The organism is Listeria monocytogenes (genome assembly GCF_900187225.1).
Classification (GTDB): Bacteria; Bacillota; Bacilli; order Lactobacillales; family Listeriaceae; genus Listeria; species Listeria monocytogenes.
Genome location: NZ_LT906436.1, coordinates 2141058 through 2158819, shown reverse-complemented (window position 1 = coordinate 2158819; position 17762 = coordinate 2141058). Strand labels below are relative to the sequence as shown.

Below are 17762 nucleotides of genomic sequence, written 5' to 3'. Positions count from 1 at the left end.
TTTAACAAATCTTTCCAATTTTTGGCGTGACGATTGCTTTTTCCACCTGCACTCTTATGCTATAATAAAGAAAGTGAACCATGTGATTATAAATGGTTTTCAAGAGGCACGGAGGTGAAGTGATGGATTTTTCCAATATGTCGATATTGCATTATCTAGCAAATATTGTAGATATTCTTGTCGTATGGTTTGTAATTTATAAAGTGATCATGTTAATCCGAGGTACAAAAGCAGTACAATTACTAAAAGGCATTTTTATTATCATTGCAGTCAAACTATTAAGCGGATTTTTTGGTCTCCAAACAGTAGAATGGATTACGGATCAGATGCTTACTTGGGGATTCCTTGCAATTATAATTATCTTCCAACCGGAATTACGCCGTGCTTTAGAAACGCTTGGACGAGGTAATATTTTTACTCGTTATGGATCAAGAATTGAGCGTGAACAGCATCATTTAATCGAGTCTATCGAAAAATCCACCCAATATATGGCAAAACGTCGAATTGGGGCACTGATTTCAGTGGCACGCGATACAGGCATGGACGATTATATTGAAACAGGTATTCCGTTAAATGCAAAAATTTCTTCTCAATTATTAATTAATATTTTTATTCCGAATACACCGCTTCATGATGGAGCAGTTATTATTAAAGGAAACGAAATTGCATCGGCAGCAAGTTACTTGCCACTTTCAGATAGCCCGTTCTTATCCAAAGAACTTGGAACGCGTCACCGGGCTGCACTTGGGATTAGTGAAGTGACAGATAGTATTACGATTGTAGTTTCTGAAGAGACTGGCGGAATTTCCCTAACTAAAGGTGGAGAACTTTTCCGTGATGTGTCAGAAGAAGAGTTACATAAAATTCTTCTTAAAGAACTAGTCACAGTAACTGCAAAGAAACCTTCTATCTTTTCTAAATGGAAAGGAGGCAAAAGCGAATGATGGATCGAATTTTAAATAATAAATGGTCGATTCGAATTATAGCCTTACTACTCGCAGCCATCCTTTTTACATCAGTTAATGCAAATAATAATAACGCCACGACTTTTTCTACGACGTCTTCTAGTGATTCAGAAGTCATCGAGAATGTCCCAGTCAAAGTATATTATGATAAAACGAATTTATATATTTCGGGTATTCCAGAAACCGTTACTGTAACGCTTTCAGGGCCTCGAAGCCTCGTTCAATCTGCTAAAGCTCAACAAGACTTTACCGTATACGCAGATTTGAAAAATGCCTCCATTGGCACGCAAGAAGTAAAACTACAAGTGAAAGATGTATCTGACCGCCTAAAAGTAAAAGTGAATCCAGCAACAGTCAACGTAAATGTACAAGAAAAAGTAACGAAAAAATTCTCTGTTGATGTAGAATTGAGCAAATCAGTCGTTGCAGATGGTTATCAAGCTGGAACACCAATCATTGATCCTAAAAAAGTCTCTATTACTGGTGCAAAAGATACTATCGAACAAATTGCTTATGTAAAAGCAACACTCGAAAGTGATGGCAAACATAAATCCGAATTTACCGATAAGGCCACCGTCTCTGTTTTTGATAGCAATTTGAACAAGCTAGATGTAGAAGTAAATCCGCAAGAAGTGGAAGTGACCGTGCCAGTTGAAAAAGTCGGAAAGTCAGTTCCAGTGAAAATTAAGCAAGAAGGCACGCCGGAAAGTGATATTGAAATTTCTAGCATGACTCCCGATAAGTCAGAAGTGGTAGTTGTCGGTGATGATGCGGTCCTTGAAAAAATTAAAGAAATTGAAATTCCAATTGATGTTTCTAAAATCAAAGCAGATACCGTCAAAGAAGTGACTGTCCCAGTTCCAACTGGAGCCAAATCAGTCCAACCAACGACGATAGAGGTGAAGATTAAGACCGTAAAAAAGTCTGAAGCAAATAACAATCCAACAACCTCAGATAGTAATAACCAAGACACAGATACAACGGATAACAACACTGATGATTCAGGAGATAACAATACAAAAATATCCAAGTCATTTTCTAATATGCAAGTGTACATGAGTGGGTTGAAAAATACTTTTGATGCACAAATGATAACTCCTGCAAATGGAAAAGTATCTGTGACGATAACTGGAGAGAAGAAAACAGTAGACGGAATTGCGGCGAAAGACTTGAGTGTGATTGCCAATCTGAGTAAAAGCAAAGCAGGAAGTTACAGTATTCCACTAGAATTGAATGGCTTACCGGACAATGTTGCCTATGTTATTAACCCTAGACAAGCTGATTTCATTATTACGGATAAAGAGGCATCAATTGAAGTACCTTCCAAAAGCACATAAAATAAGGAGTGTGGGGCGCTAGTCTCATACTCCTCCTTTTTGGCAAAGAACTTTTTATACATAGAATAGTGAAAAATCAAGTAATACCAACGTTTTATTGCAGAGGGATGAAATTTTCTCTTAAAAAAGGTATAATAACAAATGTATGGTTGAGATTAGTAAAGATAGAACCAGTATTTGACAAAGTAATGATGAAATGACAAACAAAAATCATTTAGATAATGAATGACTTAGAAGGAGAGTAATGAAATGGGTAAATATTTCGGTACGGATGGAGTTAGAGGTGTTGCAAACTCTGAATTAACACCAGAACTTGCATTCAGATTAGGTAGAATGGGTGGGTATGTTTTAACCCGTCACGTAGGGGAACATCCACGTGTACTTGTAGCTCGGGATACACGTATATCTGGAGAAATGCTTGAATCCGCTTTAATTGCAGGACTTGTTTCTGTAGGGATTGAAGTAATGCGTCTAGGAGTTATCTCCACACCAGGTGTAGCTTATTTAACAAAAGCACAAGGCGCTTCTGCCAGCGTAATGATCTCCGCCAGCCATAATCCAGTAGATGATAACGGTATTAAATTCTTTGGTTCTGACGGCTTTAAATTGTCAGATGATCAGGAAGAAGAAATTGAACAACTTCTTGATACAGCAGAAGATACGCTACCTCGACCAAGTGGTGAAGGGCTTGGGACGGTTAGCGATTATTTTGAAGGTAAACAAAAATATATTCAATACTTAAAACAAACAATCGAAAATGATTTTAATGGCTATCACATTGCACTTGATTGTGCGAATGGTGCAACTTCAGGTCTTGCAACGCATTTATTTGCAGATTTAGATGCGGATATTAGTTCGATGGGAGCTTCTCCAAACGGTTTAAACATCAATGATGGCGTTGGATCTACACATCCAGAAGCACTAGCGGCCTTTGTTTTAGATAAAAAAGCAGATGTTGGCTTAGCTTTTGATGGCGACGGCGACCGTGTTATTGCGATTGACGAAATTGGTCAAATTGTCGATGGAGATAAAATTATGTTTATTTGCGCGAAATATTTACGTGAACAAGGCTTATTAAATAACAACACGATTGTATCCACTGTCATGAGTAATCTAGGTTTCTACAAAGGCTTGAAAGAGCTTGAAATTGAAGATGTACAAACTGCTGTTGGTGACCGTTATGTAGTTGAAGCTATGCGTGAAGGTAATTATAATCTTGGCGGAGAACAATCTGGCCACATTATTTTCTTAGATCATAATACAACTGGTGATGGACTTCTTTCAGGAATCCAATTAATCAATGTGATGAAAGCAACTGGGAAAAAATTATCTGAGCTTGCGGCTGAAATGAAAACATTCCCGCAAAAATTAGAAAATATTCGTGTAAGTGATAAAAACCATGTAACGGATAATCCGAAAGTAAGTAAAGTAATCGATGAAGTAGAAGCTGAAATGGCTGGTAATGGTCGAGTTCTTGTTCGCCCATCTGGTACAGAACCATTAGTGAGAGTGATGGTAGAAGCTGCTACGAAAGAAGAAACAGACGAATATTGTGAACGTATTTCAGCGGTTGTTCGTTCAGAAATGGCACTTAACGATTAAAACAACAAACAAAAAATCCTGATGATAAACTTCATCAGGATTTTATTTCTTTTAATAGAATGATTTGATCTAAGCAAGCAATGCCGTTTTCGGTAATTGTTTGATTAGGATAATTTTCAGTAAAATAATTTGGAATAATATGCTGCATCCGAAAACCATTTTTTTGATAAAAGGCAAGTTGGTCAATACTAGAATTTCCAGTTTTAACGATGATTTTTAAAAAGTGTTTATGAATTGCATAATCAAAAGCTTTTTCGAGTAGTTTTTTACCAATTCCTTGATTTCTGTAATCTGAAGAAACAGCAATATTCATTATTTCGAGTTGGTCATTATTTAGTGGGAATAGACAAATGATGCCGATAACAATATCATCGTGCATTAATTGAAAAACATGGGATTTATCCAAGTATTTTGCAATTTGTTTTTCACTAGGATCGGCCTCTAAAAGCAGAGTGTACGGGACTTTTTGACTTTTATCCCAGATGGTCCAGTTCATTTTTATCACCTCACTCTTAGGGTAACATGGCAAGACATAAATAGGAAGGAAGTGGGCGAAATGCCTAGTAAATGGAGAGGAATATGCGGTAGTTTGCTAATCGCTCTTGGTATTACGCAATTATATAGTTTTATTAGTGCGGTTATTGGTTATTTTAATGCAGAAGAAAATAGTTTTGTCTTTGTATGGAATTATTGGATGTTATTATTTTTTGGTGTAGGACTTTTTATTATTGGTTTTGCCTTTATGAGAAAAGAAAGTTTTCGCCTTGCAAGTATTATTGGCGTTATGTGTTTCGTTTTATTCCAAGGATTTTCGGTATATTATTATCAGCTCCGAGTTCTTTCAAAATTAGAGTACACACAGCCGTTTGAATGGTCAGGAACTTTATTATGTATTTTGGGACTTTTAGTATTAATTGCATTACTTATTGGACCAATATTTCAAGCAAAAGAAATACAAGCAGATCAAGCGTGGAAAACGAAATGGCGTTATGCTGCAGGTGTTTTCTCGCTTCTTGGTGCAGTGACATCGGTTTTTGCTGCAGTAACTATTTTTAGACAATTACATTCGGACAATATTAAAGAAGGTTATTTATTTACAACAGCATTAGATGGATATTTTGCATGCTTTATGGCTGTCATATTTCTTCTAGTGGTAATCTTTTCTTGGCGTAAAGTTTCGTATCTATTAGTTGGTATTTTAATGGGTGCAGCTTTTATTTTACTGACAAATTATTTATCCGTGACAAATTGGATTGATTTTGCTAAAGAAAATTTATCTATTACATTTGGTAGTAATGAACGAGAAGTGTTTGGTATGCAGTTCCTCATGGGAGCTTCTGCTTTTCTATCTAGTATCTTTGGGTATATTGCGAAAAAATAATAAAAAGAAGCCCTCTAATTAAGGTTAGAGGGCTTCTTTTTATTATTTTTTGCCGAAAACGATATTTGTGTAACTATTTAAGGTAACAAAATAGTAAACAATATACATTAATGTATAAACTCCAGTAGAAATAACAACTGGCAAAGTTAAATCAAGTGCTAACATATGTGAAAGTCCGAGAAGTGCAAAACTACTATGGGCGATACCAATGATTAGCGGAATTAAGAATACAACTAATAGCTGTTTAGCAAGGACTTTACGAATGTCTCTACGTGTAAGACCAATTTTTTTCAAGATATCAAAAGTACCAATATCGTTATACGCTTCTGTTAGCTGCTTGAAGTAGATAATGCTTCCTGTTGCTGCTAAGAACACAAAACCAATGAACATACCGATAAAGAGAAGAACTCCAGTGACAGTAATAATTTCTTGGTACATCTTAGTATAAGAAATGAAATTCGTATCTTTTGGAATAACAGCACGCATCTTCTTATCTAATGCTTGTGCTTGTTTCGCATCTTTAACTGAAATGGATTCGACACTGTGAGCAGCAATTGAAGAATCTGCTGCTATCTTAGCTACTTGGCTGTCTGGAAGTACGAGCAAGCCTGGAATAGTACTTATTGGTGAGTTTTGAACGACAGATTTAATCTTAATATTTGGTTTATCCGGCGAAGCAAGTGTGAATTTTTCACCAACCATTTCTTTTTGAGCATCCTCATCATAAGTAATAGTTAGTACCATTTGTGCTTCGTTTCCTTTGAGGTTAGCTGCTTTTTCAGGTGTTCCTTGTTCTTTTACGAGAGAATTATAATCAGATTCGGAAATAACTGGAAAACCCTCGTTTATATCGTATTCTACAAAGTCTGGACGAGCTCCCTCTGCTTTAACGATATAGTAAGTGCTTTTTTGTTTAAACTCTACTGGATGATCAGGGTCACTTTCTGCAGTTTCGATGATTTTATTGTTTGTTTCACTATCTTTAGGTATTTCATATTCAAAGCTAGATGGAGCGGACGTGCTTGCGGACGTATTTGCTTGATAATACACACTGCTTATTGTACCTATAGCAGAAAGGGTTGTTGCACTTAAAATAGAAATAATGATCAAGGTTTTCGCATTGGATGATATTCTAAAGGCTAATTGCGAGGTCGAGATAATATTACTACCTTTATAGAAAATACGTTTGTTATTTCTAAGTTTTGTTAGTAGGTACGGTAAGAAAAAGGTAATGAAAAGTGCAGTACCAATGATTACCGAAGCTAAAATAACTAGTGCCCCAATAGAAAAGCCAAGTTGTGCCCAAATAGAGCCTTTAGAATCAAGTGGTTGTCCAGCGATAAAATAGCCTAAACCAATTAATAAAATCGAAAGTAACGCTAAGATGAAAGAAGGTTTTGGACTTTTTTCGCGTTTTGATTCTGAGTGGAATAAATCAAGTAAAGTGGTGCGGTAAATAATACGGTAACCAGTAAACGATGTAAATAACGTGATGATAATAAAGACAATACTCGTTTGTATTACTGCTGCCCATGAAAAGGCAAAACCACCAATACTATCAAGATTAATTAAGTTAAGTAAAATGGTTACAAAAAGCTTGGAAAGTAATGTACCGGCAATAATACCGATGATTAATGCGCCAAGTCCCATAATAAAATTTTCATAAAACAACATGCGACCAATTTCTTTTTTACGAAGGCCGAGTAAAGAATAAAGACCAATTTCTTTTTTTCTTTTTCGGGTAAAGAAATTATTGGAATAAAGGATAAAAATCGCTACAAAAATAAGTAGAATGACTGATGAGCTTGAAAATGCAGTAGATAATTTAGCCGATTGGTCAATTCTAGCTACAACAGATGGATCTTTCGAAAGAACAAGGAATGTAAAATAAATCATAATACTGAAAATCATAGATGCAAAATATAAAAAGTAATGGACAAAATTATGTCGAATATTTTTCTTAGCTAAATCAAATAACGTCATCTGAGTCGCCCCCCAGTTTTGCAAGGACGTCTAGAATTTTTTGGAAGAACTCCTTACGCGTTTTAGTTCCACGATAGATTTCTGTGTATAATTCTCCGTCTTTAATAAATAAAATTCGTTTACAGAAACTTGCTGCAAAAGCATCATGTGTTACCATCATGATCGTTGATTTATCTTGTTCATTTAAGTCACGTAGGCTTTCAAGTAAATTGGTAGCTGATTTAGAATCAAGTGCACCGGTTGGCTCATCGGCAAAAATTAAACTTGGGGATGTAATAATTGCTCTGGAAGCTGCAGTACGTTGCTTTTGACCACCTGAAATCTCGCTTGGATATTTATCAAGGATTTCTGTAATACCGAATTTTTCACTGATAATTGCTAATTTCTCTTCCATTTCTTTTACTGGGCGTTTCGCTAGTGCGAGGGGAAGGATAATATTTTCACGGATAGTTAATGTGTCTAGTAAGTTGTAATCTTGGAATATAAAACCTAGTTTGTCACGTCGGAAAGTGGACATTTGTTGTTCATTCATGTTTTCGAGTTCTTGTCCGGAAATCACAATCTGACCAGAAGTCGGTTTATCAATAGTAGATAAGACATTTAGTAACGTGGATTTACCAGCCCCAGATGGTCCCATAATTCCAGTAAATTCACCTTCTTTAATATCGATACTGATATTTTCTAGTGCAGTGTAGACATTTCCCTTGCTACCGTATATTTTTCTCACATTTTTTGCTTGTAAAACTGTCTCCATTATTTTCTCTCCTTATAAAACTAGATTCGGTTAGTATATGTATCATTCTATCGTGTATATAGGACTCGTTCCATCGTATCAAATGACATTTATGGTAGATATCCTTACAAAATTGTTAGTTTAGTGAAATAAAAAAACTGGAATCCAGCTAACAAAATCAGTCATTTGTTAGATTGAATTCCAGTTTTTACTTATATTAAATAGTAAATAATTTAGAAAGTTGCTCGGATAGTAACAGGTTTCCAATAAAGAAAGAGCCAAATTCGGCATAACGAGCACTTGCTTCATCAAAGCGCATTTCCGTTACGATGCGTTTGAACTCCAGTGCATCATCAGAGAACAAAGTGACGCCCCATTCATAATCATCAAATCCAATGGAGCCACCAATGATTTGTTGTACTTTGCCAGCATAGCTTCTGCCAATCAAGCCGTGGTCGCGAATAAGTTGTTGGCGTTCTTCCATTGGAAGCATGTACCAATTATCAGCGCCATCCCTTTTTTTACTCATTGGGTAGAAACAAATATGCTTTTTAGGCGGAAGTGCAGGATAGAGTCTCGCGCGAACACCTTTATTTTGATAAGGATCGTCACCGCCAGCCATGTGAGACGCAAGATAGTTGCTCAGTTCCACCACAGATATATAGGAATAAGTTGGTAATAAGTAATCGGCAATCGCTAATTTATTAAAACGATTTTCGACTTCATTTAGCGCTTCAAGGGAATCACGCAAAGTGAAGAATACTAAATCTGCTTTTTGACCAAGAATGCTGTAAATGGTATGTTCTCCTTCACCGATATTTTTAGTAATTTCCATATCGCTTAAAAAATGGCTTAGTTCATTTAACATAAGTTCCTGATTACCTGGATTTAATTCACGCCATGCAGCCCAATCAATCGAACGAAAATCATGTAAACAAAACCAACCGTCTAACGTTTTTACTGCTTCATTCATTATGTATCACTCCTTGTTTAGAATATCACTAACTAAAGTGTAACATATGGAAAGTAGTTCGTCCGTTTCGCTGTTTGTGAAATTCATGTTTCAAATGGACGGTATTTTTCGCGCAAGCTTTGTTGTTTTTCAAGCCGAAGTTCAATGTCCATTCGGTGGAAAAGAACCATATTTCCTTTTTTCGTAAAGGGAAGTACATCGCGTTTCGCTAAGGAAAGGAGTGCTTGCTTAGATATGCCTAAGTAAGTCGCGGCTTCATTCGCAGTCAGGAAGTTTTCTTCAAGCCATTTAAAATCTATTTGTTGTTGGCGCACATCTTTTCACCTCTTTTTCTTTAAGTGTAGAAAATATCTGGCAGAAATACAAGAGAAAACATTAACAATTGCTTAAAAACAAGCTATACTTTAACTAAATGATAAATCTAGGAGGCATAAAGATGAATGACGTATTAACTTTGCTAAGAAATCATCGCTCTTTTCGTAAATATAAAAAAGGGGTCGAGATTCCGGAAGAAAAACTAGATGCGATTATCCGAGCAGCTCAAGCGGCCCCGTCGTGGATTAACGGTCAACACTATTCCATTATTGCGATTAAAGACCAAGAACGTAAAAATAAAATGGCCGAACTTTGCGGAAATCAACCTTACATAGCAGAATGTTCTGTTTTTCTTTGTTTTGTGGCAGATTTTCACCGTGTAAAAGTTGCGAGTGACATGCACGGTAAAAGTTTCCAAATTGCTGGGGAAGAAGATTTACTAATGGTTGCGGCAACAGACATCGGGCTTTGTATGCAAAATGCTTTAACAGCTGCTGAGTCGCTTGATTACGGGACGATTTGTATTGGCGGCTTGCGTAGAAATATTACGGCAACCGCTGGATTTCTAAATTTACCAGAATTCGTCATGCCGGTTGTCGGACTTTGTATTGGCGTTCCGGATGTCGAAGCGCCTGTAAAACCTCGTTTACCAAAAGAAGCAGTTTATTTTGAAGAGACGTACCAAACAGATGTCATGCCTTTACTAGAAGCATATGACCAAGAGATTATTCCGTTTTCAGAGCGAGAAGGCTTTGTTTCTTATACCGAACGGTTAGCCAAATTTTATGACAGACCTTATTACCCAAATTTAACCGAACAAATAAAAGAAAGAGGTTTTTTAGGCGGGAAATAACTAGCATCTTCGCCATTATTAGTATATACTTTTAATTGACAAAACCCAGCAAAAACGCTGGAATGGAGGTAATTTTATAATGACAGAAGCATTATTTTTAAACCCTGTTTTTCAAGACCGAATTTGGGGTGGAACGAAATTACATGATTATTTTGGTTACGATATCCCGTCTGATACAACTGGAGAAGACTGGGCGATTTCCGCTCATCCGAATGGTCCTTCCGTAATCAAAAATGGCGAATATAAAGGCAAAACATTAGCTGAATTATGGCAAGAAAATCCCGCGCTTTTTGGTAATCCGAAAGAAGCAGTTTTCCCACTATTAACGAAAATTTTGGATGCGAATACGGACCTTTCTGTACAAGTTCATCCAAATGATGAATATGCGAAAGTGCATGAAAACGGGGAACTTGGCAAAACAGAATGCTGGTATATTATTGACTGCGCTCCTGGTGCGGAATTAATATACGGACACAAAGCAGCTAGCAAAGAAGAATTCGCTACTTGGGCAAAAAACGGCGAATGGGATAAATTGCTTCGTAAAGTGGCGATTAAACCAGGTGAATTTTATTATGTTCCAAGTGGTACAATTCATGCGTTAGGCACAGGGACGTTAGTGCTTGAAACACAACAAAGCTCTGATACTACTTATCGTGTATATGACTATGATCGTAAAGACGCAGAAGGAAACTTGCGCGAACTTCATTTAGATAAAGCTATTGACGTTACGACTGCACCACATGTGGATGCGAAGTTAGATATTCATACTGAAACTCGTGGCGGTTTGACAGAAACGACTTTTGTTTCGAATGACTTTTTTAGCGTTTATAAATGGGATGTGGATGGCAAGGCTGAATTCGTAGCCAAAGCGCCTTACACGTTAGTGAGTATTTTAGATGGGGAAGCGGTTCTTACGATTGATGGCAACGAACAGGCTATTAAAAAAGGGGATCATTTCGTTTTACCAAATGAAGTGAAATCTTGGGAAATAACTGGCCAAATCACAGCGATTGTTTCTACGCCACCTGTAAAATAACAAATAAGCAGAAATCTTTGTATAAAGCCATTTCCAACAATGGCATATACAAGATTGCTGCTTTTTTATTTCTATGGAATTGTAGATTACTTTTTTGAGTTGCTTAGGATGAATGTATTTATATAGGTATCTATTTCGATTTTATGTTTCTCTGCATCAACAGTCTTAGGGGTGAGTTCATAATAACTGGCCTTTTTCATATTACGTGCATAAAATAAACTGTATTCTATTGGGTGAATCACATCATAGTTATTTGCAAGTATAAGTGTGGGAATCGTTAAATTAGTTAATTCGCTTTTGCATTTTATTGGTCTATCTCTAGGAATGTCGATAAATTTTTTATAGTAATTAACAGAGGCGTCATCTTCAAAATATCGCTTAAAAGTATCAATTGCTTTAGGATAGGTATCTTTTATCGATGGAAATATTGGATCTTGCTCAAATAACTGTGAGCCATTTTTTTTAGGTAAATACATACTTACGGTACTAAACCATTCTATCACTTCTTTTTTCATCGGCTCATCTGTCGCAGAACTCCTAAGTAATATAAGTCCCATCACTTTATTTTCCGCATGGACTGCCAAATTCACTGCCACACCAGCCCCCATAGATAATCCTCCGATATAAAAACGCTGTATTCCTAAATAATCCATTAACGCTAATGCATCACTTGCCAATCTTTCGTAGCTAAGTTTTCTGGAATCATGTCCGCTTTTCCCATGACCTCTTTGATCCAATGAAATTAATTGGATTTTTTCATCATTATTAAATGTTTCAAAAGCAAATTTTAAATTATCACCTAGTCCATGAAGAAACAAAAAGGGGATACCTTCTCCTTGTATTTCATAGTTAAAATCAATTCCTTCGTGTTTGAATAACGGCATAAGTTATAATCCACTCCTTTGATAATATTGATCCAGCCAATTTAGTATTTTTCACCGTTAATCCACGTACTTAGAACCTCGAATTTTTTATCAAGTAAAACCAAGTCAGCGCTATAACCTTTTTCAATTCGGCCCAAATTTTTCATGCCTAAAATATCTGCGGGTGTACTTGTTGCCATTTGTATAGTGTCTTGCAAGTTAATACCAAATTCATTACTTAATCTTAAAGATTTATTCATCGTCACGGTACTTGAAGCTAATGTTCCGTCTTGTAAGCGTGCCACTCCTTCTGTAACCGTTACTTGGTGACCGCCAAAAATATACTCGCCGTCGCCAACTCCCATAGCTTGAAGGGCATCGGTTGTGAGAACCATTTTATCGGGTCCTTTAATTTTATGAATGAGACGCACAATCCCAGGATGAAGGTGGACCCCGTCTACGATGGCTTGGACACTTATCGAATCATTTTCTAAAGCCGCTGCTACAAGCCCTGGTGCCCTATGATGGATTGCCGGCATAGCATTAAAGCAGTGAGTTATATGCGATGCGCCTTTTTCAAAGGCATCTTGCGCCTCTTCATAAGTTGCATTGGAGTGGGCAATTGCAACAACAACGCCTCTTTTTTTCAAGAAGTCAATGAGTTCGATACCTCCGGGCAACTCTGGAGCAATGGTTACCATTTTAATAAGACCATCTGCTTCATCGAAAATCTTTTTCATTTCTTTTAGGTCAGGGTGTCTTAAATGGGCTGGGTTTTGCATGCCCTTTTTTTCGATATTAAGGTAGGGGCCTTCTAAGTGAATTCCTGCAATTTTGGCACCTTTCTCTTTTCCTATCACTTTTTTTGTTTGTCTAATCATTTGAATTAAGTCTTCCAAAGAAGAACTAACCGACGTGACTAAAAAACTAGTACATCCGGTTTCCGCACAAGCCATAGATACAGCTTGAATGCTTTCTGTTGAACCATCCATCATATCATAATTTTTTGCCCCATGAATATGAACGTCAATCATTCCAGGTATGAGCAACCCTCCATTTCCATCAAAAATTGCTTCTTCTGAGTACTCTTCGGCAATAATTTTATTCTTTGGAAGAACTTCTTTTATCAGATGTCCCTCTGTTACGACTGACATATCTATTAATTCATTATCTTTGCAAACTTTCACGTTTTTGATTATCGTCATTATTTTCACAATCCTTTCAAAGATATAACTTCTACTTCTTTAGAAATAAGGTGCTGCATTAAATCTTTTGGCAAGGGTTCATCTGTTATTACGGCATCAATTCCAGAAAAATCAATTTTGAATGCTGTCTTTTTATTCACTTTCGTACTATCAACTAATAGGTATACTTTTTCAGAATTTCTGATAATCTCTTGTTTCATATAGACATCTGTAAGTTCTGAATAAAAGACACCTTCTTCTGTTAGCCCAGCTCCTCCAATAAAAGCAACATCGAAGTTGAATTGTTGAAGTTGGCCTAAAACGGGCTCACCAGATAATACACGCGAATGGAAGTTGAAGAAACCACCGAGCAAGTATACTTTGTTATCTTCTTTCTGAGATGCCGCTATGGCATTGTCCATAGAATTAGTTACTACTACTAAATCATTTTGCTCAAGGCCTGAAGCCAAAAAATGAACAGTGGTCGAAACATCTAAATAGATAGTCATATGATCTTTTATCACTTTACCCGCCACATAAGCAATTTTCTGTTTCTGTTCACTTTGTTTCACTAATCTGCTTGTATAGCTTTCTATTTGAGGTTTTAAAACTGGTAGTGACACTCCGCCTGGATAGCGTTCTGCGAGTCCGCTTTCGACTAATTTTAAAATGTCGCGCCTTGCTGTATCTTTTGAAATGGAAAAAATCTGCATGAGTTCTTCCTGAGAGATAGTTTTCATGTTTTCTAGCAGCTTCAGTTCCTCCACTATTCTTTCTTTTTGGTTCATAATATTCGCCACCTTAGATAATTTATTTTAAGTTTATTTTATGTTTTAATAAGTTTTTATAAGTTAATTATATACCTTATCAAGTTTATGTCAACCCGATGTTTTTTCCGTTTTCTTCTTTTATTAGACTTGGGGTGATTTTTTCGTGCATTTTGAGTCAGCGCTTAATCTAGGTTATAATGATAGGGATAACGTTTAAAGGATGACAAAATATTGATAATAAATGGGAACAGCAACATAGAGGTGAAAAAATGTCTTTAAAGATGAAGTGGATTATAGCGATCAGTATTATCATTGTACTTTTAGTCGTGGGGTGGTTTCTTGGGACTAGGTTGACGGTGAAAAAATATGAAGTCAGTTCTACTAAAATTGAAAAAGAAATTAAACTTGTGCAATTATCGGATTTGCATTTTAGTGAATTTGGCGATAAGAATGAAAAATTGTTACATAAAGTGGAAAATTTAAATCCAGATGTGATTGCGATTACTGGAGATCTTTTTGATAGGCAAGGGGATAGTGTTCCTAAAGAGCTTATTAAAAAGCTTACGAAGATTGCGCCGGTTTATTTTTCGCCTGGGAACCATGAATATGATGTTAAAAATGCCTATGAAGACGACTACAAGCCTTTTTTAGAAAAAATGGGTGTGGTTAACTTAGAAGATAAAACGGCTACTATCGACGTGGGAGGGCAGAAATTTCAGATGTCTGGATTGCGGAGTAGTGCAAACTTAGATTATGACTATTCCTATTATAAGAAAGGTTTAGCGGAGATACAAACGCAGCAAGACTCGCAGTATTATCAAGTTCTATTGTCGCATATGCCGGATTATTTTAAGCTTTATGTGGAGAATGATTTTGATTTAACCTTAAGTGGACATACGCATGGTGGGATTGTGCGTATTCCATATACAAATATTGGCGCGATTGCTCCAGGGCCGCAGCGGACCATTTTGCCGGAGTATGTATACGGAGAGCATTCGAAAAATGGGAAGACAATGATAATTTCAGCGGGACTTGGTGCGGGAAGCCTTCATCAAAAAGCATTTCCGAGGTTAGGAAATCCATATGAAATTGTTGCGGTAACGATAAAACCGGAGTCGAAATAAAAAAGAGCCTTGGAAAGGGCTCTTTTTTGCTATTTAAATATATGATCCAAATTCGTATGTTCGTCTGACTCGCAATTACAGGCTTTTTCAAGTTCGCAACCACCGCATTTTCCCTGTTTACTACGTTTGACAAATTTGATAATAGCATAGATGGTGTAGCCAAAAATTGCACCGCCAAGTAATAAATTAACGATAATACTCACGAAAAACATCCTTTCTTAAACGAATAGACTTCCGATTTGATAAACGAGAAATACTAATACGTAGGCTGTAATGAGTGGATAGGCGACGGCAAATGCGGTCCATTTCCAAGAACTAGTTTCTTTACGAATGGCGGCAACTGTCGCTAAACATGGGATGTAAAGCAAGATAAACAACATAAAGCAATAAGCCGAAAGTGGTGTATAAAAGGTGCTAACGATACTTCCCATGGAGCTTTCTCCAACAGCATAAATAATTGCCATCGTAGAAACTACCACTTCTTTTGCTAGAAAACCAGGAATAAGTGTCGCTCCCGCTTGCCAAGTTCCAAAACCTAGCGGAACGAGTAGTGGAGCGAGCATGCCACCAATAATTGCTAAGAAACTTTCACCCATTGGTACGTCGAGTCCTGATGGACCAGCGTAGTTTAGTAACCAAATGATCACAGAACCTGCGAAAATGAATGTTCCCGCTTTACGCAAGAATCCTTTTCCTTTTTCCCATGTGCTACGCCATAAAGTTTTAAGCGATGGCAAGCGGTAGGGCGGTAGTTCGACGACGAATACGGAATTATCTTTTTTAAGTAAAGTTTTTGATAAAATTTTAGTGACGATAAGTGCCATTAAAATACCAATCACGTATAGTGATAGAACGACAAGCGCTTGATATTTTTCAAAAAATACCCCAACGAAAAGAGCGTATACGGGAAGGCGCGCAGAACAAGACATGAATGGTGATACGAGAATGGTTAATGTACGTTCTTTGGATTCTTCAATCGACCGAGCTGCCATAATTCCAGGAACATTACAACCAAAACCGATAATCATGGGAATAAATGCTTTTCCATTTAAGCCGAAAATTTCCATTACGCGGTCCATAACAACCGCAATTCTAGCCATGTATCCGGAATCTTCTAAGACAGAAATGAAGAAGAAAATAACCAAGATTTGAGGAACAAAGACGAGCACGCCACCAACACCAGCGATGATACCATCTGCAACCAAATCAGTAATAAATCCAGATGCGCCGATGGTTGTTAAGAAGGAAGTCACCCAATCTGTCAGCGAGCCACCGATAAAACCATCGAGCAAATCGGACAGCGGTGCGCCAACCCAAGTAAAGGTTATTTGGAAAATTAACCACATAATACCAAGGAAAATCGGAATCCCGAAAAACTTATGCGTGAAAATTTTATCGAGTTTGTCGGATAGTGGAATATCTGAATTGCGCGTGTATTCGACTGAAGTCAAACAAATATCATGAATGTAATTCACGCGAACTTGATGAAAGTGATTTTCTAATTTGCCGGCAAGCGCAATTTCTAAATCTGAGCGTATATCTTTCAATTGTTCAAACATAGGGCTAGTCGTTAAAAATTCTTCTGTGACTTCATTTTTAGAAAGAAATTGAACTGCGAGCCACCGAGATTGCTTAGCAGGGATAATATCTTTAGTTAAAGCTTGGATTTCTGCGATAGCTTTCTCTGCGGGTTCTCCGTATGGTAAAACAAGCGGAATCGCCGGTGCCACATGTTTTTCCGATAAAGTAGTTAATATATCATCGGTACCTTTCCCAGAACGAGCGACGACTGGCAAAATCGGAATGCGCAGTTTTTTTGCTAAGTTTTGGATGTTTAAATGAATGCCACGACCAGCGGCAACGTCAATCATATTAAGACCCATCACAACAGGTGCGCCGAACTCAAGGAGCTGAATCGTTAAATTTAAATTTCGTTCAATTTGCGATGAATCGACAATATTTAACATACAATCAAATTTTTCTTCTAATAAAAATCTAGTGACAACTGTTTCATCACGAGAAATCGGGTTTAAGTCATAAATTCCAGGTAAATCAATTAATTTTCCTGTTTTGGAGCGCAAAGTACCGACTTTCTTTTCAACGGTAACTCCGCTCCAGTTTCCTACATATTCATAAGAGCCTGTTAATGCGTTAAATAAAGAAGTTTTCCCGGTATTCGGGTTTCCGAGTAGGCAATAAGTATTTTGACTCATCTGCGTTCCACCATAATGGCGCAAGCATCACATTGTCTAATGCTGATATATTGCCCTTTTGTTTCAAAAGTACAGGGACCACCAAATAGTCCTTTTTGTTTGATACAAATATCACAACCTTCATCGCAACCAAGTGCAAGTAAGCGACGTTTAAGCATAGCGTTCTCAATTTTTAATTCTGAGATGCGAACTTTTTCACCGACAGCAGTTTCATTTAATTGCATAAGCTAGCAGGCCTCCTTTTATGTTATGTAATGAACATGATAATCATTATCAACTATGTTCATTTTATCACGAACAGACCTTAATATGAAGTGTTTTTTTGAAATTGCTGTTAGAATAGCAAAATAGTAGGGTATAACAGCAAAAAAATTTCTTAAGAGCATAGCCGTCTTTTGCCTAAGTGGCATGCCTTTTTACCTCTGTATTG

Annotated in this window: 18 protein-coding genes; 7 read left to right on the top strand and 11 right to left on the bottom strand. The window is 36.9% G+C overall.

Translation table 11 applies throughout. The features are described from left to right. Positions 1 to 122: 122 nt before the first annotated feature. The 3 genes from dacA (at position 123) to glmM (ending at position 3904) form a co-directional block, all read left to right on the top strand. On the top strand, positions 123 to 944 hold the full coding sequence (gene dacA, locus CKV70_RS10930; protein WP_003722380.1) for a diadenylate cyclase: 822 nt from the start codon (positions 123 to 125) through the stop codon (positions 942 to 944). After that, complete coding sequence (locus CKV70_RS10925) at positions 944 to 2302, top strand: CdaR family protein (protein WP_077346003.1); 1359 nt, start codon at positions 944 to 946, stop codon at positions 2300 to 2302. The genes dacA and CKV70_RS10925 overlap by 1 nt, the downstream gene beginning before the upstream one ends. A 249-nt stretch (positions 2303 to 2551) precedes the next feature. Then, a complete protein-coding gene (gene glmM, locus CKV70_RS10915; RefSeq protein ID WP_003722378.1) occupies positions 2552 to 3904 on the top strand; it encodes a phosphoglucosamine mutase in 1353 nt (450 codons plus the stop codon). A 34-nt stretch (positions 3905 to 3938) separates the two neighbouring features. Here glmM and CKV70_RS10910 read toward each other — a convergent pair whose 3' ends face one another. Further along, positions 3939 to 4400: a GNAT family N-acetyltransferase gene (locus CKV70_RS10910; RefSeq protein WP_014601021.1), complete on the bottom strand. Its 462-nt coding sequence runs from the start codon at positions 4398 to 4400 to the stop codon at positions 3939 to 3941. A gap of 60 nt (positions 4401 to 4460) precedes the next feature. Here CKV70_RS10910 and CKV70_RS10905 point away from each other — a divergent pair, with 60 nt between their 5' ends. Then, entirely contained in the window at positions 4461 to 5285 is an 825-nt protein-coding gene (locus CKV70_RS10905; RefSeq protein WP_003722376.1) for a hypothetical protein, read from the top strand. 42 nt (positions 5286 to 5327) lie between these two features. Here the strand turns inward: CKV70_RS10905 and CKV70_RS10900 are convergent, their stop codons facing one another. From CKV70_RS10900 to CKV70_RS10885, 4 genes are all read right to left on the bottom strand, one after another. Continuing rightward, positions 5328 to 7268, bottom strand: coding sequence for an ABC transporter permease (locus tag CKV70_RS10900; RefSeq protein ID WP_014601020.1), 1941 nt, complete (start codon positions 7266 to 7268; stop codon positions 5328 to 5330). Beyond that, positions 7255 to 8022: an ABC transporter ATP-binding protein gene (locus CKV70_RS10895; RefSeq protein WP_003722374.1), complete on the bottom strand. Its 768-nt coding sequence runs from the start codon at positions 8020 to 8022 to the stop codon at positions 7255 to 7257. The genes CKV70_RS10900 and CKV70_RS10895 overlap by 14 nt, the downstream gene beginning before the upstream one ends. 196 nt (positions 8023 to 8218) lie before the next feature. Then, positions 8219 to 8974 carry a hydrogen peroxide-dependent heme synthase gene (gene hemQ, locus CKV70_RS10890; RefSeq protein WP_003722373.1) on the bottom strand — a complete coding sequence of 252 codons (756 nt, stop codon included), beginning with the start codon at positions 8972 to 8974 and terminating at the stop codon, positions 8219 to 8221. A gap of 83 nt (positions 8975 to 9057) precedes the next feature. Continuing rightward, positions 9058 to 9288 carry a helix-turn-helix domain-containing protein gene (locus CKV70_RS10885; RefSeq protein WP_003731934.1) on the bottom strand — a complete coding sequence of 77 codons (231 nt, stop codon included), beginning with the start codon at positions 9286 to 9288 and terminating at the stop codon, positions 9058 to 9060. A gap of 122 nt (positions 9289 to 9410) precedes the next feature. Here CKV70_RS10885 and CKV70_RS10880 point away from each other — a divergent pair, with 122 nt between their 5' ends. Next, positions 9411 to 10142, top strand: coding sequence for an NADPH-dependent oxidoreductase (locus tag CKV70_RS10880; RefSeq protein ID WP_003731935.1), 732 nt, complete (start codon positions 9411 to 9413; stop codon positions 10140 to 10142). 79 nt (positions 10143 to 10221) lie between these two features. Continuing rightward, on the top strand, positions 10222 to 11178 hold the full coding sequence (gene manA / locus CKV70_RS10875; RefSeq protein WP_014601019.1) for a mannose-6-phosphate isomerase, class I: 957 nt from the start codon (positions 10222 to 10224) through the stop codon (positions 11176 to 11178). Between the two features lie 86 nt (positions 11179 to 11264). On the opposite strand, the gene CKV70_RS10870 is transcribed toward manA, so the two are convergent. From CKV70_RS10870 to CKV70_RS10860, 3 genes are read right to left on the bottom strand one after another with little or no spacing between them, the layout of a single operon-like run. Continuing rightward, positions 11265 to 12062: an alpha/beta fold hydrolase gene (locus tag CKV70_RS10870; protein ID WP_003731936.1), complete on the bottom strand. Its 798-nt coding sequence runs from the start codon at positions 12060 to 12062 to the stop codon at positions 11265 to 11267. A 41-nt stretch (positions 12063 to 12103) separates the two neighbouring features. Then, positions 12104 to 13246, bottom strand: coding sequence for an N-acetylglucosamine-6-phosphate deacetylase (nagA, locus tag CKV70_RS10865; RefSeq protein ID WP_014601018.1), 1143 nt, complete (start codon positions 13244 to 13246; stop codon positions 12104 to 12106). A 5-nt stretch (positions 13247 to 13251) separates the two neighbouring features. Next, complete coding sequence (locus CKV70_RS10860) at positions 13252 to 14013, bottom strand: DeoR/GlpR family DNA-binding transcription regulator (protein WP_003722367.1); 762 nt, start codon at positions 14011 to 14013, stop codon at positions 13252 to 13254. Positions 14014 to 14264: 251 nt separating this feature from the next. Between CKV70_RS10860 and CKV70_RS10855 the strand changes: the two genes are divergently transcribed. Then, positions 14265 to 15119: a metallophosphoesterase gene (locus CKV70_RS10855; RefSeq protein WP_014601017.1), complete on the top strand. Its 855-nt coding sequence runs from the start codon at positions 14265 to 14267 to the stop codon at positions 15117 to 15119. 29 nt (positions 15120 to 15148) lie between these two features. Here CKV70_RS10855 and CKV70_RS10850 read toward each other — a convergent pair whose 3' ends face one another. From CKV70_RS10850 to CKV70_RS10840, 3 genes are read right to left on the bottom strand one after another with little or no spacing between them, the layout of a single operon-like run. Continuing rightward, positions 15149 to 15331, bottom strand: a complete 183-nt coding sequence (locus tag CKV70_RS10850) for a FeoB-associated Cys-rich membrane protein (RefSeq protein ID WP_009926545.1) — start codon at positions 15329 to 15331, stop codon at positions 15149 to 15151. A gap of 6 nt (positions 15332 to 15337) precedes the next feature. Continuing rightward, positions 15338 to 17332 carry a ferrous iron transport protein B gene (gene feoB, locus CKV70_RS10845; protein WP_014601016.1) on the bottom strand — a complete coding sequence of 665 codons (1995 nt, stop codon included), beginning with the start codon at positions 17330 to 17332 and terminating at the stop codon, positions 15338 to 15340. Then, positions 17329 to 17556 (bottom strand): FeoA family protein, encoded by a 228-nt coding sequence (locus CKV70_RS10840; RefSeq protein ID WP_003722363.1) that lies wholly within the window; start codon positions 17554 to 17556, stop codon positions 17329 to 17331. Before CKV70_RS10840 ends, feoB begins: the two co-directional genes overlap by 4 nt. Positions 17557 to 17762: the final 206 nt, after the last annotated feature.

Excerpts from the sequence above, each read along its gene's own strand:
- CKV70_RS10880 (WP_003731935.1), top strand. The coding sequence starts at position 9,411 with ATGAATGACGTATTAACTTTGCTAAGAAATCATCGCTCTTTTCGTAAA.
- manA (WP_014601019.1), top strand. The coding sequence starts at position 10,222 with ATGACAGAAGCATTATTTTTAAACCCTGTTTTTCAAGACCGAATTTGG.
- dacA (WP_003722380.1), top strand. The coding sequence starts at position 123 with ATGGATTTTTCCAATATGTCGATATTGCATTATCTAGCAAATATTGTA.
- CKV70_RS10910 (WP_014601021.1), bottom strand. The coding sequence starts at position 4,400 with ATGAACTGGACCATCTGGGATAAAAGTCAAAAAGTCCCGTACACTCTG.
- glmM (WP_003722378.1), top strand. The coding sequence starts at position 2,552 with ATGGGTAAATATTTCGGTACGGATGGAGTTAGAGGTGTTGCAAACTCT.
- CKV70_RS10895 (WP_003722374.1), bottom strand. The coding sequence starts at position 8,022 with ATGGAGACAGTTTTACAAGCAAAAAATGTGAGAAAAATATACGGTAGC.
- CKV70_RS10900 (WP_014601020.1), bottom strand. The coding sequence starts at position 7,268 with ATGACGTTATTTGATTTAGCTAAGAAAAATATTCGACATAATTTTGTC.
- CKV70_RS10860 (WP_003722367.1), bottom strand. The coding sequence starts at position 14,013 with ATGAACCAAAAAGAAAGAATAGTGGAGGAACTGAAGCTGCTAGAAAAC.
- CKV70_RS10840 (WP_003722363.1), bottom strand. The coding sequence starts at position 17,556 with ATGCAATTAAATGAAACTGCTGTCGGTGAAAAAGTTCGCATCTCAGAA.
- CKV70_RS10855 (WP_014601017.1), top strand. The coding sequence starts at position 14,265 with ATGTCTTTAAAGATGAAGTGGATTATAGCGATCAGTATTATCATTGTA.
- nagA (WP_014601018.1), bottom strand. The coding sequence starts at position 13,246 with ATGACGATAATCAAAAACGTGAAAGTTTGCAAAGATAATGAATTAATA.
- CKV70_RS10850 (WP_009926545.1), bottom strand. The coding sequence starts at position 15,331 with ATGTTTTTCGTGAGTATTATCGTTAATTTATTACTTGGCGGTGCAATT.
- CKV70_RS10870 (WP_003731936.1), bottom strand. The coding sequence starts at position 12,062 with ATGCCGTTATTCAAACACGAAGGAATTGATTTTAACTATGAAATACAA.
- CKV70_RS10905 (WP_003722376.1), top strand. The coding sequence starts at position 4,461 with ATGCCTAGTAAATGGAGAGGAATATGCGGTAGTTTGCTAATCGCTCTT.
- feoB (WP_014601016.1), bottom strand. The coding sequence starts at position 17,332 with ATGAGTCAAAATACTTATTGCCTACTCGGAAACCCGAATACCGGGAAA.
- hemQ (WP_003722373.1), bottom strand. The coding sequence starts at position 8,974 with ATGAATGAAGCAGTAAAAACGTTAGACGGTTGGTTTTGTTTACATGAT.
- CKV70_RS10925 (WP_077346003.1), top strand. The coding sequence starts at position 944 with ATGGATCGAATTTTAAATAATAAATGGTCGATTCGAATTATAGCCTTA.